At 62.6% G+C, this 18941-nt stretch carries 21 protein-coding genes; 3 read left to right on the top strand and 18 right to left on the bottom strand.

Annotated elements, in window-relative coordinates; genetic code table 11:
• Positions 1–123 precede the first annotated feature (123 nt).
• The 16 genes from NKJ26_RS21485 to rpoZ all read right to left on the bottom strand — a co-directional run bounded on the left by NKJ26_RS21485 (position 124) and on the right by rpoZ (position 15211).
• Positions 124–558, bottom strand: coding sequence for a type II toxin-antitoxin system VapC family toxin (locus NKJ26_RS21485; protein ID WP_352696956.1), 435 nt, complete (start codon positions 556–558; stop codon positions 124–126).
• A complete protein-coding gene (locus NKJ26_RS21490) occupies positions 558–800 on the bottom strand; it encodes a type II toxin-antitoxin system VapB family antitoxin (protein ID WP_352696958.1) in 243 nt (80 codons plus the stop codon). The genes NKJ26_RS21485 and NKJ26_RS21490 overlap by 1 nt, the downstream gene beginning before the upstream one ends.
• Positions 801–861: 61 nt before the next feature.
• On the bottom strand, positions 862–3603 hold the full coding sequence (locus NKJ26_RS21495) for a DUF2339 domain-containing protein (RefSeq protein WP_352696960.1): 2742 nt from the start codon (positions 3601–3603) through the stop codon (positions 862–864).
• Positions 3604–3686: 83 nt separating this feature from the next.
• Positions 3687–4205 carry a PaaI family thioesterase gene (locus NKJ26_RS21500; RefSeq protein WP_352696962.1) on the bottom strand — a complete coding sequence of 173 codons (519 nt, stop codon included), beginning with the start codon at positions 4203–4205 and terminating at the stop codon, positions 3687–3689.
• On the bottom strand, positions 4202–4978 hold the full coding sequence (gene recO, locus NKJ26_RS21505; RefSeq protein ID WP_352696964.1) for a DNA repair protein RecO: 777 nt from the start codon (positions 4976–4978) through the stop codon (positions 4202–4204). The genes NKJ26_RS21500 and recO overlap by 4 nt, the downstream gene beginning before the upstream one ends.
• A gap of 135 nt (positions 4979–5113) precedes the next feature.
• Complete coding sequence (locus tag NKJ26_RS21510) at positions 5114–6208, bottom strand: porin (RefSeq protein ID WP_352696966.1); 1095 nt, start codon at positions 6206–6208, stop codon at positions 5114–5116.
• Positions 6209–6700: 492 nt separating this feature from the next.
• Positions 6701–7597 carry an aminoglycoside phosphotransferase family protein gene (locus tag NKJ26_RS21515; protein WP_352696968.1) on the bottom strand — a complete coding sequence of 299 codons (897 nt, stop codon included), beginning with the start codon at positions 7595–7597 and terminating at the stop codon, positions 6701–6703.
• Between the two features lie 108 nt (positions 7598–7705).
• The gene (era, locus tag NKJ26_RS21520) at positions 7706–8632 is read right to left on the bottom strand and encodes a GTPase Era (protein WP_352696970.1); all 927 of its coding nucleotides are present in this window, start codon (positions 8630–8632) and stop codon (positions 7706–7708) included.
• Positions 8629–9354, bottom strand: coding sequence for a ribonuclease III (gene rnc / locus NKJ26_RS21525; protein ID WP_352696972.1), 726 nt, complete (start codon positions 9352–9354; stop codon positions 8629–8631). Before rnc ends, era begins: the two co-directional genes overlap by 4 nt.
• A gap of 4 nt (positions 9355–9358) precedes the next feature.
• The gene (lepB, locus tag NKJ26_RS21530) at positions 9359–10108 is read right to left on the bottom strand and encodes a signal peptidase I (protein ID WP_352599692.1); all 750 of its coding nucleotides are present in this window, start codon (positions 10106–10108) and stop codon (positions 9359–9361) included.
• A gap of 79 nt (positions 10109–10187) precedes the next feature.
• Entirely contained in the window at positions 10188–10601 is a 414-nt protein-coding gene (gene acpS / locus NKJ26_RS21535) for a holo-ACP synthase (RefSeq protein WP_352696974.1), read from the bottom strand.
• Positions 10598–11197 carry a DUF2062 domain-containing protein gene (locus NKJ26_RS21540; protein ID WP_352696976.1) on the bottom strand — a complete coding sequence of 200 codons (600 nt, stop codon included), beginning with the start codon at positions 11195–11197 and terminating at the stop codon, positions 10598–10600. Before NKJ26_RS21540 ends, acpS begins: the two co-directional genes overlap by 4 nt.
• A gap of 258 nt (positions 11198–11455) precedes the next feature.
• Positions 11456–11836, bottom strand: a complete 381-nt coding sequence (locus NKJ26_RS21545) for a VOC family protein (RefSeq protein WP_352696978.1) — start codon at positions 11834–11836, stop codon at positions 11456–11458.
• Between the two features lie 13 nt (positions 11837–11849).
• Positions 11850–12428 carry an orotate phosphoribosyltransferase gene (pyrE, locus tag NKJ26_RS21550; RefSeq protein ID WP_352696979.1) on the bottom strand — a complete coding sequence of 193 codons (579 nt, stop codon included), beginning with the start codon at positions 12426–12428 and terminating at the stop codon, positions 11850–11852.
• Positions 12429–12452: 24 nt separating this feature from the next.
• Positions 12453–14681 carry a RelA/SpoT family protein gene (locus NKJ26_RS21555; protein ID WP_352599684.1) on the bottom strand — a complete coding sequence of 743 codons (2229 nt, stop codon included), beginning with the start codon at positions 14679–14681 and terminating at the stop codon, positions 12453–12455.
• A 128-nt stretch (positions 14682–14809) separates the two neighbouring features.
• The gene (gene rpoZ, locus NKJ26_RS21560) at positions 14810–15211 is read right to left on the bottom strand and encodes a DNA-directed RNA polymerase subunit omega (protein ID WP_027026396.1); all 402 of its coding nucleotides are present in this window, start codon (positions 15209–15211) and stop codon (positions 14810–14812) included.
• Between the two features lie 321 nt (positions 15212–15532).
• Between rpoZ and NKJ26_RS21565 the strand changes: the two genes are divergently transcribed.
• Entirely contained in the window at positions 15533–16114 is a 582-nt protein-coding gene (locus NKJ26_RS21565) for a LabA-like NYN domain-containing protein (RefSeq protein WP_352696981.1), read from the top strand.
• 11 nt (positions 16115–16125) lie between these two features.
• Positions 16126–16782, top strand: a complete 657-nt coding sequence (locus tag NKJ26_RS21570) for a uracil-DNA glycosylase (RefSeq protein ID WP_352696983.1) — start codon at positions 16126–16128, stop codon at positions 16780–16782.
• 60 nt (positions 16783–16842) lie between these two features.
• Here the strand turns inward: NKJ26_RS21570 and NKJ26_RS21575 are convergent, their stop codons facing one another.
• A complete protein-coding gene (locus NKJ26_RS21575; RefSeq protein WP_352599678.1) occupies positions 16843–17316 on the bottom strand; it encodes an Lrp/AsnC family transcriptional regulator in 474 nt (157 codons plus the stop codon).
• A 142-nt stretch (positions 17317–17458) separates the two neighbouring features.
• On the opposite strand from NKJ26_RS21575, the gene NKJ26_RS21580 reads away from it, so the two are divergent.
• Positions 17459–18349 carry a DMT family transporter gene (locus tag NKJ26_RS21580; RefSeq protein ID WP_352696985.1) on the top strand — a complete coding sequence of 297 codons (891 nt, stop codon included), beginning with the start codon at positions 17459–17461 and terminating at the stop codon, positions 18347–18349.
• Between the two features lie 15 nt (positions 18350–18364).
• Here the strand turns inward: NKJ26_RS21580 and NKJ26_RS21585 are convergent.
• A partial coding sequence (locus tag NKJ26_RS21585; protein WP_352696986.1) for a GH25 family lysozyme occupies positions 18365–18941 on the bottom strand: 577 nt, incomplete at its 5' end.

The following is an 18941-nucleotide window of genomic DNA, read 5'->3' on the forward strand; positions in this document are numbered from 1 at the left end:
GCGCCTTCCAGGCGCGGCGCAAGCGGCCAGCGCGAAGCGGTCCGCCGCCCCGGTCACCCAAGCAATGAGACAACGCTGGCGGGTGCCGGTTTATTCCCGGCTACCAACGGTCAAAACCTTGATTTACGCTAAATCCGTCTGAAGGAAATCGTTGCCCTTGTAGAGCAACGGAACATCGAGCGCCTTTGCGCAGGCATAGGCAAAACAGTCGCCAAGATTGAGATCGGCCGGATGACCGACCGCTTTGCCGTAGCGGATACTGGCGTCAATGGCGCGCCCGCCAATATCTCCATCGATGGAGACATTGCGAGCGTCGATCTCGACAATGAACGCATCGACCAGATCGCGCGCCGCCACGAGCATTCCGGGGGTGGGTTTTCTTTGGTCACCAGCACTCATTCGTCCAAGGCCGATTCTTCCAAGGCCAAGCGTTGCTTCGAGTCGGACGAACGCAGAAATATACAATGGACCGGCGGCGCCGGCGATCTGCTTGAACAATTCCTCCCAGCCCGGTTCCCTGGCGAGAATCGCAACGATCACTGACGCATCGACGAACATCAGTCTTCCCACATCTCGTCCATGAACGCTTTTATGTCGAAGTTTGGATCGGGCGACCCCAACGCAGCCGCCTGGGCCTGAAGAACGGCAATCCTCTCGCGCAGCGGCTTGCGGTCGCGATTGCGTTCAAGCTCATGCAAAAGTGCGGTCCGCACTGCTTCCGTCTTGCTCGGCGCGTTCGTCTCGCGCTGCAGCTTCGTCGCCAGTGCATCCACCTCGTCGTCGCGGATATAAAGCGGCATTGTGAATATCTCCTATGGAATATTCATATATTCCATTTTGAATATTCCGACAACCCAATCCTTAAGCTTGCCTTGCCGCGCGCGTCAAAAGCCGCTGGTAGAACAGGCCGATGCCGATCAGCACTGCGCCAAGCCCGATGAAGGACAGCGCCCTGAGCACGCCTTCCAGTTCGGACATGTCGAAGAGAAAGACCTTCAACACCGCGACAGCGATCAATGCGGCGGACGCAATGCGCAGTACCTGCGACTTCAGCCAGACACCGGCGGTGAGCAATGCAACGCCGATGACCAGCCAGAGCGCCGAGTAGGTGTAGGTTTCCAACTGGCCAAGGCCGCTCCACAGGCCGATGAACTCGCCTTTGAACAGGCGCCTGACCGACAGGGTGGCATAGGCGAAGGCAAGCACAGCCGCCACCAGCGCCAGCATCTGCGCATACCATTTCGGCCGCTTGTCCCTGCTATAGAGCGCCAGCCCGCCGGCGGCGACGGCCGGCAGGAGATAGGCGAGGAACAACAGGTTGAAGGCCGGGATCCGGCCGGTCGATTCGTCGGTGAACAGCGGGTTCAGCACCACGAAATGCCGGATAACGATGAGGGCGACCGATGCCACACCGGCGGCCATCGAACCATAGCGCAGCACCGAGCTTGGCGAGCGCATGTCGATGGCGACCAGAATGGCGCCGGCGCCGATGGCGATCAGCGTGTAGATCGCTTGTTCGGCGAGCGTGATGGCACCCGTGTCGATGACGCCGCCATGCATGGCATGGCGCACCAGCATGGCGAGCGTGAGCAACGCAAACAGTGCCGCGGCTGCTTCCATGGCGAGGCGCGGCCGGCCATTGGTGGTGCGGGCGAGCTGCCAGGCGACGAAGCCGAAGGCGAGCGCCGGGATGCCGTACCCCGCCAGCAGCCAGTTGAACACCGGTGTCGTGGACAGGAATTCGGCGCCGACGATGGTCGGGTCGAAGGCGATGCGGCCAAGCACGGCGATCACGGCGCCAACCGAAATCCAGCCAAGCACGGGATAGGAGCGCCAGCGCGTCGCCAGCGCCGGCACGATGGCCGCGGCGCCGAGCAGGATGGTGGTCCAGCCGGAATCGAAAGCCATATGCAGCATCAACAGGCCCGCGAGCGCTGCGCCACTCATGGCGAACGACACGGCCGCGCCTCCCGTGAGCGGCGGTTCTTCGCCGCGCGCGATCCATTCGCCGCCGGCGGCGAAAACCAAGACCAGCAGCACTGCCGCGGCGGCGTAGACAAGATCGCGGTCGAGATTGCCGAAGGTGAACCAGAGCGCCAGCAGGATAACCAGCGGCACGATGACGCCCCACGCTGCCCATGAGGCGGCGCGAATCCACGTCGCGGCGGCGAATTTGCGCGCGGCCCACAAGCCGGCGCCGATGAAGACAAGGCCAAGCACGATGCCGATACGCGACGTCAGGGCGTCGGACGCCACCACGGGCTGGCCGTCGACGCCTAGAGCACCGCTGGAAAAATCCGACGCCACCGATGTTGGCGGAATGATGCCGAGATAGATCAGCACCGTCACCAGACCCGCCGCATAAAGCAGCGGCAGCGCCTGTGGACGATAGAGTGCGACTGCGACCATCGCAGCGAGGATCATGGCGGCCTGCAAAGCATCGCCGGCGGCGGCGAAGGCCGGGTCGACGGACAGGCCCAGCGCCGAAAATGCTACGAACAGGCCAGGCGCGATCGACGGCAAGTCGAAAACCCTGGCTGATCCCGCTGCCTCGTCACGGCGGCCGAGCCAGGCGAAAGCGAGCACGGCCAGCGTGACGGCATCGATGAAGAGGATAGCGGAGAGGTTCGCGCCCGGTGCATCCATCATGTAGAGAATGGTCCAGATGCCGGTGCCGACAAAAGCCGCCGCCATCAGCGATTTCCAGTCGCGCATGCGTGCGATGACGCCGGTGGCGGCGAGCACGATCGCGAGATAGCCGAACAGCGCCCAAGGATTGGGCGCCTGCGAGGCAATCAGCATCGGCGTCACCATGGCGCCGACGAGGCCGATGCCGGCCAGCGCCAGGCCATGGACAAGGGCAGCAGCGATGGTGGCAACGCCAATGGCGCCGAGCAGCGTGAAAGCGAGCGCCGGGCCGATGAAGCCGTAAATGCCATGCGCGGCATAAACGGTGCCAAACAGGATGAAGGCACCCGCCGCTGTCAGGATGGCCGGAATATAGGCACCGGCCGCGCCCTGGACCGGTACCTTGAGGCCGGTGCGCCGGATGAACTCGCCAGCGGCGACCAGCACCAGGCCGAGCACGGCCGCCATGATGAGCCGCGCACCGGGACCAAAAATGCCGGACTCGATCGTGTAGCGGATCAGGAACAAACCACCCAGCGCCAGCGCGATGCCGCCGACCCAGACCGCCCACCGGGTGCCGAGCGCCGTTTCGACATTGGACTGGCGGGCGGCTAGCGCCGCTGCGGCCGGCTCAACAACATCGGCTGTCTTCGGCGCCGCCTCAGCGGCGGCCCATGGGCCGGGCACAGGCTCGCCAGTCGGGATCTCCGCCTCTGCCGCCGGCGTCTGCGCGCCCTCGCTCACCACCGGTGAGGCGATATCGGCCGGTGCCACAGCCGCGTCGGCCACATCGGCAGGCTTGCTATCGGCAGCTGCCTGTTCGGACGGTTTGTTCACGGGCGGCACGGCGCCCGAAAGGACAAGGCTGCGCAACGCGCCAAGCTCGCGCTCGACGAGAGCTATCCGGCTCTGCTGGCGCGAAATGATGACGAACAAGGCGATGATGGCGACAAGGCCGATCAGGCTTTCAAACATGGCGGTTCCCCCAAACCAGGCCAGTTTTCACTGACGTTCAGTCTCACTGACATTCAAATGCGGCGGCCAAACGGCCACAAGACTCAACGTGCCGACAGATTGGCGGCTGGAAAGATCGAGCATGTCTCGGTGCCGAAAGCCAGCAGCTTGCCGCCGGCATCCTTCAGCGTCGCTTCCGATACCGCCAGCGTGCGGCCTTTGTGGACTACCTTGCCTTCGCAGACGACCTCGCCTGTCCTGGGCGTGATCGGCCGCGTCAGGTTCACCTTGAACTCAGCCGTGGTATAGGCCTCGCCCTTTTCGAGCAGCGTCTGCACGGCGCAGGCCAGCGCCGAATCGAGCAGGGTCGCCGCCCAACCGCCATGCACACCACCCAGCGGGTTCAGATGGCGCTCGTTCGGCACGCCTCGGAACACGGCACGGCCTCCCGAGACTTCGGTCAGCGCGAAGCTGAGCTGGAAGGAGATCGGGGGCGCCGGATATTTGCCATCGACGATGCGCTGCAAAAGTTCCAGGCCGGTATAGTCAAGGATATCGGCATGCGGAATGGTGCCGAGGCCGAGCGGCGAAACCCGGCCCGGATAAAGCTCGACTTCGCTCATGTGATGATTTCCCTGGCGGCATTCTCTCCAGCAACGGCCTTGCGCGTCGCGTGGTGCTTGCGCAGCGCCGCAAGGAAGCCGGCACGGGCGCCGGGCTCTTCGATACCACGCGGCTCATAGACGTGGCGGGTGAAGAAGAAACCAGTTAGCCGGAAGGCATCCTCGACCGCTGCCGGATCCGCGCGCAGGCCCGAGCCGCGCTGCAGGAAGGACGGCAGCGCCAGCATCTTGTCGCGCCATGGCGCGCCGGCCTCTCGCGAAACCGCCCGTCCCGATTTCGGCGAGACATAGGCAAGGTCCTGTTGCGTGCCGGTAGCGGCGCAGCGGCTGAGATCGAGACCGAAGCCGAGCTCATCGAGGATCAGAAGCTCGAAGCGCGCCACCAGTTCGCCGGCGGCATCGGCATCGTCGAGATGGACGATCATCACCGCAAGCGCCTCGTAGAGGCCGCCATGGCCGTCGCGCTCGGGCAGCAGGCGCAGATGCGCGGCCATGGTCTGCAGCCCATAGACGGCAACCGCGCTGTCCATCAGCCGGGCGGCGTTCATCTCGATCGCCTCGGCTTGGAACGTGCCGAGATGCTCGTCAAGGCGCGCGCGCCATAACAGGTCGACACGATTGCCTGGCTGGAGAACGGGCTGCTGCTTGCGCGAACGACCACCGCGAACGAGACCTAGATGGCGCCCATGCGCGCGCGTCATCACCTCGAGAATGGCGCTGGTTTCGCCATGCTTGCGGGTGCCGAGAATGATTCCCTCGTCGCGCCATTCCATGCCCAAGCCTTTCACCGGTTGGGTGGCGAAATCAAGGTATGGATTGGTGCCCGGCAGGGTCGACTTTTCACATCGGCAACAAAAAGCCGCCCGCAGCGATGTGCCGCGGGCGGTCTGGTAAGGTCAGTCTATCCGTTAGAACGAGCGCTGGAAGCGAACGATGCCGCCGACGCCGTCCTTGAATTTGTCGTCGAAATTCTTGAAGTAATCGACTTCGGCCGTGATCGTGTAGCCGGGGACGATGGTGTAGGCGACGTTCGCGGCAACCGCGAAGTCCTCGAAGTCGGTGTAGGAGACCTGCGCGTTGAGCTGGACCTTCTTGTTGACGGTGTAGGTGCCGCCGCCCCAGACGGCGAAGTTGCCCGTCCACGGCTTGTAGAAGTTGGTCGCCTTGTTATCGTCGGTGCCGTAACCGCCCATGATGAAGAGCGTCAGGTCCGAGGTCGCCTTGACATCGAGGCGGACCTTGCCGGCCCATTCTTCCCAATTGCTGTTATAGGCGCCAACGGCGGTGATCGCACCCCAATCGCCCTTGTACTTCACACCGCCCACGACATGCGGAACGTAGCTGTCGATGGTCTCGGCGCCCGAACCTTCTTCAAGCGAGGCCACCGCCGAGAAGCCGTTGCCGGCATCGAAGTAGTAGCTGATCAGGTTCGTATCCTTGAGGCCGTAAGGAATGATCGTGTCCTGGACGACGTTGCCGGCATAACCGATGAAGCTGTCATAGGCCGTTTCGTCCTTACCGACGCGCAGCCCGCCAAGCTGGATCCAGGCGAAATGCAGATCGGCAGCCTTGTTGCCGGCCTCGCTGTCAATCGCGAAGCCATCCGCGCCCTTGGCGGTGGTTACGCTACCGAAGTTGAAGCGTGTCTCGGTGTAGGTCTTCAAGGTGCCGAGTTCGGTCTCCTGGCCGGTCCACGTCTTCAGCGTGAAGCGCGCGTTCTTGTTCCAGGTGTCGTTGATGCCGCCATCCATCGAATCTATGGCCTTGGTGCCGTCCAGCACGCGATTGCCATCACCGAAGCTGGCGTCGTAGCGGATATAGCCGCCGATGCGCAGGCATGTCTCGGTGCCCGGAATATAGAAGTAGCCGGCGCCGTAGACGTCGCAGATCTTGACGTATTCGGCCGGCTCCGGTTCGGCGACGACGACAGCATCCGCGGCGCGTGCGCCGGAAACCGCGATCAGCGCCGCGGCTGAGCCGAGAAGGAGGCTCTTGATATTCATTTTCTGACCTCTCCAGTCAAAGTTAAAAATGGCTTCGGATTTGTGGATGGCGGCAATGTTTTCCCACCTCACCCCCACAATGAAAAAGGCTCGCACCGCTCCCCCTTTTCGGCGGCGAACATACCCATCGAACTCCCGCCTTCAATGACGATTTCCAAAATAAATGAGATTCTTCAAACAGATTAATGCTGTGTTGCACAAATAACACTTACAAAAACACAAGATGGCACAATCGGCACACCGTCATTAATTCAATATATATCTGAATACTTTCTCCGGCTAATTACATTTCTGATATCTGTAAATCCACGAAAACGTCAAAGAAGGGGCTTTCCTGACGATTCCGAGTGAAAATATCAATATTTCGCCACTCGCCCCTCCGCTGTCACCCATCCGCTAAACCGTCCTTTGGTGTTGCGGGGAATACCGATTGCCGGTTGGCTCGGCCGCAGGCTCTCCAACTCAACGCGAGAAGCGTGGCCGAACGAGGAATCACATCGCGCTGCGTCTGTGGTCGGCAAGCACTTCATCGATCACTTGCCAGGATTTTCCAACCTCGACCGGGTCGACGTCGATATGGCCCGCGGCGGTGATCAGCGCCTTCCACAGCGCCCAGCCACGCCCTCGTGCCCAGATCGCCTTATCGGCGGCAAGACCGGCGCGGAACGCCTCCCGGCTTTCCCCTTCGAACAGCGTCCAGGCAATCGCCAGATCGCAGGACGGGTCGCCGACACCGGAGGTGCCGAAGTCGATCACGGCGCTCAAGCGGCCGTTTTCGACAAGGAGATTGCCCCAACTGACATCGCCATGGAACCAGACAGGAGGACCTTGCCAGGTCGCGGCCAGTGCCGCGTCCCAAATGGCGCTGGCTGCTCCGGCATCGATGCTGCCCTCGAGCGCGGCGATCGCCTGTCTCGTCTCGCCGTCATAGACGGTCAGCGGTCCACCGCGAAAGAAGTTGTGCTGCCCCGGCGCCGGGCCGCCGGTAGCATCGATCCGTCGCAAGGCGACCAGGAACTCGGCCAGATCCGTCGCGAAATGCGACAGGTCGGCGATACGCTCTCGCTTCACCGTCTCGCCTTCGATCCAGCGGTAGACGGACCAATGCCAGGGATAATCCTCGGCCGGAACCCCCATCGCCAACGGCACAGGAATCGCCAGCGGCAGCAGCGGCGCGAGTCTCGGCAACCAGCGATGTTCCTTTTCCACTTGCAGGGAATAGGCGGCCGCACTCGGCAGCCGCACGGTCATCTCGTCGCCGAGATGAAAGGTCCTGTTGTCCCAGCCGCCAAATTCAACCGGCCTCACCGCGAGGTCCTTCCAGCGGGGAAACTGCGTGGCGACCAAACGGCTGACCAGCGCCGTGTCGATGGTGAGCTTGCCGTCCATGCACCCTTGTGCGGGTTGGGCGTCTCACGGAAACCCGAACCGCCTCCATCTCACTGGTTGACGCAATTTAGGACGGACAACCGGTTTCGCACTTTTCCCGGAATTGCTTTAACGTGGAAACTCCAGCCCCATCTCGCGGTAGCGTTCGGGATCATCGCCCCAGTTCTCGCGGACCTTGACGAACAGGAACAGGTGCACTTTCTGCTCGAGGATGCCAGCGATCTCCATGCGCGCGGCCTGACCGATGGCGCGGATCGTCTCGCCCTTGTGGCCGAGAACGATCTTCTTCTGGCTGTCGCGTTCGACATAGATGGTCTGGTCAATGCGCACCGAGCCGTCCGGCTTCTCTTCCCATTTCTCGGTCTCGATATGCGAGGAATAGGGCAATTCCTGATGCAGCCTGAGATAAAGCTTTTCGCGCGTGATCTCGGCGGCGAGCTGGCGCATCGGCAGGTCGGAAATCTGGTCTTCCGGATAATACCAGGGGCCGGCCGGCAGCGCTTCGGCGAGATAGTCGAGCAGGTCCTTGCAGCCGGAACCGGTCAGCGCCGAAACCATGAAGGTACGCTTGAACGGCACTTTTTCATTGGCCGCCGCCGCCAAGGCCAGCAGCGCCTCGTGCTTGACGCGGTCGACCTTGTTGAGGATCAACACCATCGGCTGGCGCACATCCTTCAGCCGTTCGAGGATGGCGTCGGCGTCGCCCCTGATGCCGCGCTCGGCGTCGATCAGCAGCAAAACGATGTCTGCGTCCTTGGCGCCGCCCCAGGCCGTGGTCACCATCGCCGTATCCAGCCGGCGCTTGGGCTTGAAGATGCCTGGCGTGTCGACGAAGACGATCTGCGCATTTTTATGCGTGGCGATGCCGCGCACGATGGCACGTGTCGTCTGCACCTTGTGGGTGACGATCGACACCTTTGCGCCGACAAGCTGGTTGACCAGCGTCGACTTGCCCGCATTCGGGGCGCCAATCAGCGCAACGAAGCCGGAGTGCGTGGTTCCCGGTCCAGGAGTTGTATCTTCGGTGGCGGTCATGCCGCGCTCCCTTCATTGGCCCAGACGCCTTCGCGAACAAGCAGTGCTGCCGCGGCGGCCTGCTCGGCCTCGCGCTTGGAACGGCCACTGCCGGTGGCCGGCAGAAATGCGCCTACCCTGACGCTGACCGTGAACAACGGATCATGGTCCGGCCCCTCACGGCTGTCGATTCGATAGACCGGCACCGCACTGGCCGCCTGATGCGCCCATTCCTGCAATTCGGTCTTGGCGTCCCGGCGAGCGGCACCGGAGGCCTGCGAACGCGGCTGCCAATATCTGTGGATGAAAGCGCGCGCAGCTTCCAGCCCGCCATCGAGATAGAGCACGGCAATCAAAGATTCCAGCGCGTCGGCGCGCAGGTTGACGCGCTTGCGCCCATCAAGCCCGCGCACATCCGATCCGGCGCGGATCAGGGCCGGCAGCCCGATTTGCTCGGCGATGTCCGACAACGCCTCGGCGTTCACCAACGCGTTGAGCCGCAGCGACAATTCACCTTCCGCCGCATCCGGAAATGCCTCCAGCAGCATGTCGGCAACGACTAGGCCGAGAACCCGGTCGCCAAGAAACTCGAAACGCTCATAGTCGGTGCCTGCATTGACGCCGCGGGCACTGGCGTGCGTCAAGGCCCGCTGCAAACGCTGACGGTCGGCAAAGGCATGACCCGTGCGTTCCACAAGCGCTTCGGCGAGCGCGTCGGCGGTCAACCGTTTTGTTGCCGCCATGACCCTAGTTGACGAAATGGAACAGGCGCGAAGCGCGCATCAGCGACGGCCATTTCCAGATTTCGAGCGGGCTCGCCTTGCCGCCGATCGAGAAGAAGACGAGATTGGCGCGGCCAACCAGGTTCTCAGCAGGAACGAAGCCGACGGTGAAGCGGCTATCGGCGGAGTTGTCCCTGTTGTCGCCCATCATGAAATAATGGTCTGGCGGCACGTCGAACTCGCGGGTGTTGTCGCCGATCGAGTTCGGCGACAGGTCCAGCGTGTCGTAGCTGACGCCGTTGGGGAGCGTCTCGCGGTAGACGTCGATCGGATAATCCTTTTCGGTGATGTCGGGATTGTCGATCTGACCTGTCTTCACGCGCGGCACGCCGACGCCGTTGATGAACAACTGGCCATCCTTCACCTGGATCTTGTCACCGGGCAGGCCGACCACGCGCTTGATATAGTCGACGGAAGGGTCCGGCGGGAACTTGAACACCGCTACGTCGCCGCGCTTCGGCTCGGAGCCCCAGATACGGCCAGAGAAAATGTCGGGTCCAAAAGGCAGCGAATAGCGGGAATAGCCATAGGACCATTTGGTGACGAACAGGTAGTCGCCTTCCAGGAGCGTCGGCCGCATCGATCCCGACGGGATCGAAAAGGGCTGGAACAACAGCGTGCGGATGACCAGGGCGAGCAAAAGCGCCTGGACGATGACGCTGACGGTTTCGCCAAGCCCGCCGGATTTCTTCTGGGATTTTTCAGCCACGCTCATGTCGTCCTCGATTGTGCGTTGGATGGGTATAGAGTCTCGGCGCGCGCTGGGCAACGTCAATGCCGGTGGTCAGATGCAATCAATGTGGCGCTTGTTCGACCGGCAGCGCTTCTATGATCACAAAGGCTTGAGCAAGCGGGAAATCATCCGTGATGGTGAGGTGGATCGCCGCACGGTGGCCCTTTGGCAGTATCTTATCCAACCGGGCCAAGGCGCCGCCGGTCAACGCCATCGTCGGCGCGCCGCTGGGCAGGTTGACGACGCCCATGTCGCGCCAGAAGACGCCTTGCGCCAGACCGGTACCCAGCGCCTTGGCGCAGGCTTCCTTGGCGGCGAAACGCTTGGCGTAGGAGGCCGCACGGGCGCGCCGGTTATCCGACCGCGCCTGTTCCATCTCAGTGTAGATTCTCTGGATGAAGCGCTGGCCGTGACGCTCCAGCGACTTCTCGATCCGTCTGATGTCGATCAGGTCGCTGCCGATGCCGATGATCATTGTGCGGCGGAGCCGATGCCGCCTCTGGGACGGGGCGATTGTCCATGACGGCTTGCGCGCTCGGCAAGGCGCTTGCGCCGCTGCTCGCGGAAAGCGCTCATACCCCAGCGCGTGATGCCGTAGAACAGAAGTCCAAAGACCAGTCCGAGCGGTACAGCACCGATCAGCATCGGCTCAAGCACGGGTTTCCACAATTGTGCGAAGGAAAGCTTGTGCAGCATCTCGCCGAGATGAGCCGGCGGGCCATGCGCCGGCAGGCGGTCGTGCAAGATCAGCTTGCCGGTTTCCCAGGACGCGCCCCACAATAAGGGGAAGGTCAACGGATTGCCGAAGAAAACAGCGCCGAGTGCCGCCGCCACCAAATTGCCGGCGATGAGCCAGCACAGAACCGCGGCAATGGCGAAGTGGAACCCCACGGGGAAGAACGAGGCGAAGACGCCAGCAGCGACACCGGCGGCGACGGCATGCGGGGTGGCCTTCAGCCGCAGGATGCGCTTGGAGAAATACTGGAGCGAGCGCGAAAACGAACGGCGCGGCCACAGATAGGTACGCACCCGCTCTAAAAGGCCATCAGGCTTGCGGCGTCGAAAAAGCACTCTGTTCCCGTTCCACAGCTTCCGCCCCGGCTTTTTTCAGCCGGGCAGGACAGCCACATCTTGCGCTTGACGATCGCCCGATGGCAATCGCTACCTTGATATAGAGACGCGCTGGCGGAAGAACAACCGAACGCCACCCTCACGGCCCGCCTGTGCCAACCGTCTCGGATGGCGCTGTTCGCTTCGAACAGGGGACGATAAAGGCGAATTTATGGAACCGGCGTGCCGTATCGCCTGAAGAGGCGGCGTCCGTGGCGGCTACGGCTGGTATTCACTGACCTCGACCAGATTGCCATCGGGGTCGCGGAAATAGACCGACATCATCGCACCTCGCGCTCCAATGCGTTCGACAGGCCCGAGCTCAACCGCCACGTCGTTGGCCTGGAGACTGGCGAGGAGTTCGTCGAGCGGCCGGTCCGTGATCAGGCAGAAATCGCCGGATCCCGGCGTCGGCGACTTCGCTTTCGGCTCGAAGGTGCGGTCGACCTCGTGGACATTGATCTTCTGGTTGCCAAAAGCCAGCGCTGTCGGCCGGCCCGGCGCATCGATGCGTTCAAAGCCCAGCACGCGCTGATAAAAGGCACAGGTCGCATCGAGCGAAGCGACCGTCAGCACGAAATGATCGATGCCGGCGATCATTTCTGGCTCCTTGTCAGATGTTGCGGCTACCGGGCTTAACGGCCGGAATAGCGGCGAGTTCCGGCGGCAGTCGATCGGCCGGGTAGGCCGGAACCTCATATTCGGCGAGCGCGATCAGCGGCACGCCGACATCGATCTTGCCGGCCGAACGGTCGATGATGCAGGCGGCGGCAACCACCTCGGCGCCGAGTTCCCGCAGGCACTCGATGGTTTCGCGGATCGACAGGCCGGTGGTGACGATGTCCTCGACGATGACGACACGCGCGCCCTTGGCGATCTCGAAGCGGCGCAGCCTGAACTTGCCGCCCTCCCGCTCGACCCAGATCGCAGGCACATCCAGATGCCGCGAGGTCTCGTAGGCTGGGATCAGGCCGCCGATCGCCGGGCCGACGACATAGTCGATCTTGCCGGGCACGCCCGCGCGGATCTTTTCGGCCAGCGCCTTGCACAGCCGCTCGGTCTTGTCGGCATGCATGAACACCCGTGCCTTCTGCAGGAAGACCGGGCTTCTCAGGCCCGAGGTCAAAATGAAATGCCCTTCCAGAACAGCACCCGCCTCGCGAAAAACGTCCAGCACTTCATCGGTCTTCATATAGCCTGTCCCAGATCAGCCGTGTCAGCCATTGACGCGCCTTGCATCGCTGACGCTCGAATTGTCCTTGAGCTGCGACAGCAGCCGGTTGAGGTGCTTCAAATCCCAGACTTCGAGATCGATCAGCATTTCGGTGAAGTCGGGCGCGGTGCGCACCATCGACAGCGTATGGATGTTGGCATCGTTCGACGCAACAACCTGAGCGATATCGGCGAGCGACCCCGGCGCGTTGATGGCGGTGACCGAGACACGCGCCGGAAAGCGTTCCTTGGTGCGCTCGTCGATATCCCAGCGCACGTCGATCCAGCGCTCCGGCTGGTCGTCGAAGGCCTGCAGCGCCGGCGACTGGATCGGATAGATGGTGATGCCGGTGCCCGGCTGGACGATGCCGACAATACGATCGCCTGGGACCGCCCCTTCCGGCGCGAACCGCACCGGCAAATCGCCACGCACGCCGCGGATTGGAACCGCGCCGTCGCGCGGCTGGTCCTTGTCCTTGCGCGCTGCGCGGCCCGGAATCTGGAACAGCATGCCGGCGGCATTGCGGATCTTCGACCAGCCCTCCTCTCGCTGCTTGGGAGCCGCCGGCGTGACACGCTCGTCCTTGTAGTCGGGGAACACCGCCTTCATGACGTCGGTGGAGGCAAGCTCGCCACGGCCGACCGAAGCCAGCACATCCTCGATGTCCTTGCGCGCCAGCCGGTGCAGCACGGGCTTCAGGCTCTCCTTGGTGAAAGTCTTGCCCGCCCGTTCGAAGGCGCGCTCCAGGATACGGGCGCCAAGGCCCGAATACTGTTTGCGGATGGCGTTCTTGGTGGCACGGCGAATGGCGGCGCGGGCCTTGCCGGTGACGACGACCGACTCCCAGGCGGCAGGCGGCACCTGCGCCTTCGAGCGGATGATCTCGACCTCATCACCGTTCTTCAGTTCCGTCATCAGCGGCATGATGCGGCCGTTGACCTTGGCGCCAACGCAGGTATCGCCGACATCGGTGTGCACGGCATAGGCAAAGTCGATCGGCGTGGCACCTTTCGGAAGCGCGATCAGCATCCCCTTCGGCGTGAAGCAGAACACCTGGTCCTGGAACAGCTCGAGCTTGGTGTTTTCGAGGAAATCCTCGGGATTATCGCCCTCGGCCAGCTGTTCGATGGTGCGCCGCAACCAGGCATAGGCGTTGGTCTCCTTCGAGATCGCATGGGCGGCGCCGTTGGTCTTGCCGCCGGTGTCCTTGTAGATCGAATGGGCGGCGACGCCGTATTCGGCGATCTTGTTCATCTCGCGGGTGCGGATCTGCAATTCTACGCGCTGACGCGACGGACCGACGATGGTGGTGTGGATCGAGCGATAGTCGTTCTGCTTCGGCGTCGAGATGTAGTCCTTGAAGCGGCCGGGCACCATCGACCATGTAGTGTGAATGGCGCCGAGCGCGCGATAACAATCCTCGACCGTATCGAGAACGACGCGGAAGCCGAAAATGTCGGACAGTTGCTCGAAGGACAGCGCCTTGGCCTCCATCTTTCGGAACACCGACCATGGCTTCTTCTGCCGGCTTTTGACGCCCGCATTGATCGCGTGTTTTTCGAACAGAGCCGAAAGTGCCTTCTCGATCTCGGACAGCACACCCTTGTTGCGCTCGAATATCTCGGCGAGCCGGGCGGTGACGGCCCGATAGGCCTCCGGATTGATGTAGCGGAAGGCGATCTCCTCCAGCTCCTCGCGCATGCCCTGCATGCCCATGCGCCCGGCCAGCGGCGCATAGATGTCCATCGTCTCCTCGGCGATGCGCAGGCGCTTGGCCTCCGGCATATGGTCGAGGGTGCGCATGTTGTGCAGGCGGTCGGCGAGCTTGACCAGAAGGACACGGACGTCTTCCGAGATCGCCAGCAGGAGCTTGCGCAGGTTCTCCGCCTGCTCGGCCTTCTTCGACACGAGGTCGAGCTTCTTCAGTTTGGTCAACCCCTCGACCAGCTTGCCCATTTCTGGCCCGAACAGCTCATCGATCTCGGCCCTGGTGGCGGTCGTGTCCTCGATGGTGTCGTGCAGCAGGGCGACGGCGATCGTCGCCTCGTCCATGTGCATTTCGGTGAGGATCGCGGCGACTTCGAGCGGATGCGAGAAATAGGGATCGCCGGAGGCGCGCTTCTGGTGACCATGCTTCTGCATGGCATAGACATAGGCTTTGTTGAGCAGCGCCTCGTTGACGTCAGGCTTGTAGCGCTGGACGCGCTCGACAAGCTCATACTGACGCATCATGGGCGGAATCTCTCGGCGATGAAATGAATCATGCGCCGCACTGTTGTACGGCGCATGTCATAGATAACCACGAAACTGCCGAGACGGAAGTGCCGGAAGATTGTTCCAGGCGCTTCCGTGGAGCTGTCTTAATAGTCGTCGCTCTTTTCCGGCGGCACCAGACCTTCAATGCCGGCCAGCAGGTCTTCCTCGGTCATGCGATCGAAGGTGACATTGTCTTCGGCGTCGTCGGTATCGGCGGCCGCAACGGCGCCACCGGTCTGGTCGGCGATCGCCTCGCCATCTGCTTCGGGCTCGTCGACTTCGACATGCTTCTGCAGCGAATGGATCAGGTCTTCCTTGAGATCGTCAGGCGACAGCGTCTCGTCGGCGATTTCGCGCAATGCGATGACCGGGTTCTTGTCGTTGTCGCGCGGCACGGTGATCTGCGCGCCCTGGCTGATCTGACGAGCACGGTGGCCGGCAAGCAGCACCAGCTCGAAGCGGTTGTCGACCTTGTCGATGCAGTCTTCAACGGTTACGCGGGCCATGGATTGCCCCTTTCATGCCTGGATTTGATGGAGAACAGGCGCGGTCCATAACCCGGATGCCGCCAAAATACAAGCATTTTGGCAATGGCCGGACTATAGGGCGCTCGATCTTCGCTCAAACACCGGATTTGACAAAACGATGCCGCACTTACGGTCCGGCGCCGCGATCACAATTGCTTGCAGTGGGGCGACCGCCCTTGGATTGCCACCAAACTGGCGTTATTTCGATTGATGGAAGGTCAACCGGATTATTATGACCTGACTGGTAGTCGCTACCGCATTTCGTTTGGACGACCGCTTATTTCGAAAAGGGTATTTTCCATGTTCGATCCCCGTGAAAAAATCGCCCTGTTCATCGACGGCGCCAATCTCTACGCCACCTCGCGCGCGCTCGGCTTCGACATCGACTATCGCAAGCTCCTGTCGAGCTTCCAGAAGCGCGGATACCTGCTGCGCGCCTATTATTACACGGCACTCGTCGAGGACCAGGAGTACTCCTCGATCCGCCCCCTGATCGACTGGCTCGACTATAACGGCTTCAAGGTGGTGACCAAGCCCGCCAAGGAATTCACCGACTCGACGGGCCGCCGCAAGATCAAGGGCAATATGGACATCGAGCTCACGGTCGATGCGCTGGAACTCGCCGATGTCGTCGACCACTATGTCATCTTCTCGGGCGATGGCGACTTTCGCACGCTGGTCGAGGCTTTGCAGCGGCGCGGCCGCAAGGTGTCGATCGTCTCGACCATGGCCTCTCAGCCGCCAATGATCTCCGATGATTTGCGCCGCCAGGCCGACCATTTCATCGACCTGATAACGCTGAAGAACGAGGTCGGCCGCGATCCCTCCGAGCGGCCGGTGCGCCGGCCCGAGCCGGCCGAAGTCGACGAGGACGATTACTGAGAGCGGTCGCCTTGACCGCCCTTATCTCTTCCGAACCCGACCGCGACTGCCCACTCTGCCCGCGGCTGCACGACTTTATCGCCGAGTGGCGGCAGCGCGAGCCGTCCTGGTTCAATGCACCGGTACCGACTTTCCTGCCGCCGGAGGGCGATGACACGGTCAGGCTTCTGATCGTCGGACTGGCGCCCGGCTTGCGCGGCGCCAACCGCACCGGACGTCCCTTCACCGGTGATTTTGCCGGCGACCTGCTTTACTCGACGCTGATCTCGCACGGTTTCGCACGCGGCGAATTCAAGGCGCGGCCCGATGACGGGCTCGAGCTAGTCGGCACGGCGATTACCAATGCGGTGCGCTGCGTGCCGCCGGAGAACAAGCCAGTCGGCGCCGAGATCGCCACCTGCCGGACATTCCTGGTGCCGACGATCGCCCGGTTCCCAAACCTGCGCGCCGTGCTGGCGCTGGGATCGATCGCGCACCAGTCGACGGTGCGCGCGCTTGGCCAGCGCATTGCAGCCTATCCATTCAAGCATGGCGGGCAGCAGCCGGCCGGTGGCATCACGCTGTTTTCGAGCTATCACTGCTCGCGCTATAACACGAACACCGGCGTGTTGACGGAGGCGATGTTCGTCAAGGTTTTCGGCGAGATCGCGGCGTTCCTGAAGAACTGATCGGGCTCGCCCGCGGCAAAGCGGACTCTAGTCTCCGGCCAGCGCTTACACCGGCGAGGCTTACACCGGCAGCAGTGCGTCCGGTTTTACATCACCGATCGAGGCATAGGTGTGCGTCTCCTTCACTCCCGGCAGCGGCAGGATCACACGTTTGAGAAAATCCTGGTAATCGGCCATCTCGGCAATGCGCGCCTTCACCAGATAGTCGAAGCCGCCGACGACCATATGACATTCCAGAACCTCGGGTGCCTTTGCCACAGCCTCGGCGAAACGGTCAAAGATGTGCGGAGCGGTGTGGTCGAGCCGAACCTCAATGAAGACGAGCGTGCCGCGGCCAATCTTTGCCGGGTTGAGCACGGCCCTTACAGCAGTGATGAACCCGTCGCGAAACAGGCGTTTGACCCGCTGGCTGGTGCCTGTTGGCGACAGGCCGACGCGCGCCGCCAGATCAAGCGTGGTGCGGCGGCCATCTTCCTGCAGCAACCGAAGGAGGCTGCGGTCGACCGGGTCGAGATCACTTGCTCCGGGATTCACGTTTGAGCCGTCCTGTTTGCGTGAATGTCACTCAACTATTTCAAAAAGAACGTATTTTATCGCGGCGTCACCGGCAATAGCGTGTGCTTGCGCCGCACTGAGAGGAACCGTCTCGGGCGCGGCATCTTTACGGTGGCAGGACGTGGCTGAGAATTCAGGAAACACAAGGCTGGCGATCATCGCCGGGCTGACCATGATCGGCATTTATGCCGTGCAATTCGTCGCTGCCCGCTTCAGCCTCAGAGAGCATCTAACAGTGACCGACATGGCCACCCTTCGCTTTGCGGGTGCAGGCGTGGTCTTCTTGCCTGTTGTCTGGCGAAACGGCCTGGAACAGCTGAGGGCATTGGGCTGGCGCAGGGCATTGGCGTTGGCGGTGCTGGCCGGATTGCCTTATCCACTGATCATCAACTGGGGGCTGACCTATGCGCCTGCCGTCCATGGCGCAGCGCTCTGCCCCGCCTCGATCGTGTTCTTCTCGTTCCTGCTGTCGCTCCTCGATGGACGCGCTTCAAAGCAGCGCACCATCGGCGTTGCCACGATCGTCGCCGGCTTGTTGCTGTTCATCGCGCCGGCGCGTGTCGGCACGAATGAGGTTCTTTTCGGAGATCTGCTGTTCGTCGGATCCGGGCTGATGTTTTCCGCTTATGCGACGTCTGTGCGGCAATGGCGTATTGATCCTGTCACAGCCACCGCCGCCGTCGTGCTTCTGTCGTGCCTGCCGCTGCCGCTTCTCTATCTCTTGGCGCCAAGCGGCTTTCATGTCGCGGCGGGCGCCGAGATCGTCAGCCAGATCATCGTCCAGGGTCTTCTCGCCGGCGCCGCCGCAATGTTCCTCTACACCTACATCGTCGGCCAACTCGGGTCGCAGGCGGCATCGCTGTTCATGCCGGGCGTACCGATCGCCACGGTGATGGTCGGCATGGCCGTTCTCGGTGAAACGCCGACGACGATACAATTGGCTGCCATAGCGATCATGGCCGCGGGAATGGGCCTCTCAGCAATGCCGAGGCGCGCCGCCCGGGTGGTTTGACGATGTCGGCCGCCCTCAATGCGTATATGCAAGTAGCGTCGCCAGTTTTTCCTGGCCGCCCTGAAGCACATTCAGATCGACATCGCCATCGATCCCGTCGACACGCCCCCTGTTGTGGTATTGCCAGTATACCCAGTCGCTGCGATCCGGCTGCAAGAGCAATGAGCGAAGCCAGAGCGGGCGCGCGGCGATTTGACCGGCATAGGCAATCGCTGCCTCATCGGTCAGATACACGATGGCTTTCTTTCCGAAAACAGCCTCTACCGGTCCGAGGAAAGCCTGGAGCTCGGCGTTCAGTTGCTCTGGCGTTGGCCGCTGCGGACAATTGCCGCCGAACTCGATGTCGACGACCGGTGGCAGCAAGGGCTGGTCGTGCGGTACCACCGCGATGAAATTTTTCGCCTGGTCGAGGCCAGGCCGGCAGAAGGTGAAGAAATGATAGGCGCCGACGGCGAGCCCGGCGGCGCGGGGGGGGGGGGGGGGGGGGGGGGAGGGGGAAGCCACACTGTCACAGCGCACGGGGGGCCGGGGGGTCGCCGGCGGCCCCCCGGCCGGGGGGACCCCGCCGCCCGCGCAGCGGGAGGCCGGGGGG

The organism is Mesorhizobium sp. M0152 (assembly GCF_040322415.1).
Lineage (GTDB): Bacteria > Pseudomonadota > Alphaproteobacteria > Rhizobiales > Rhizobiaceae > Mesorhizobium.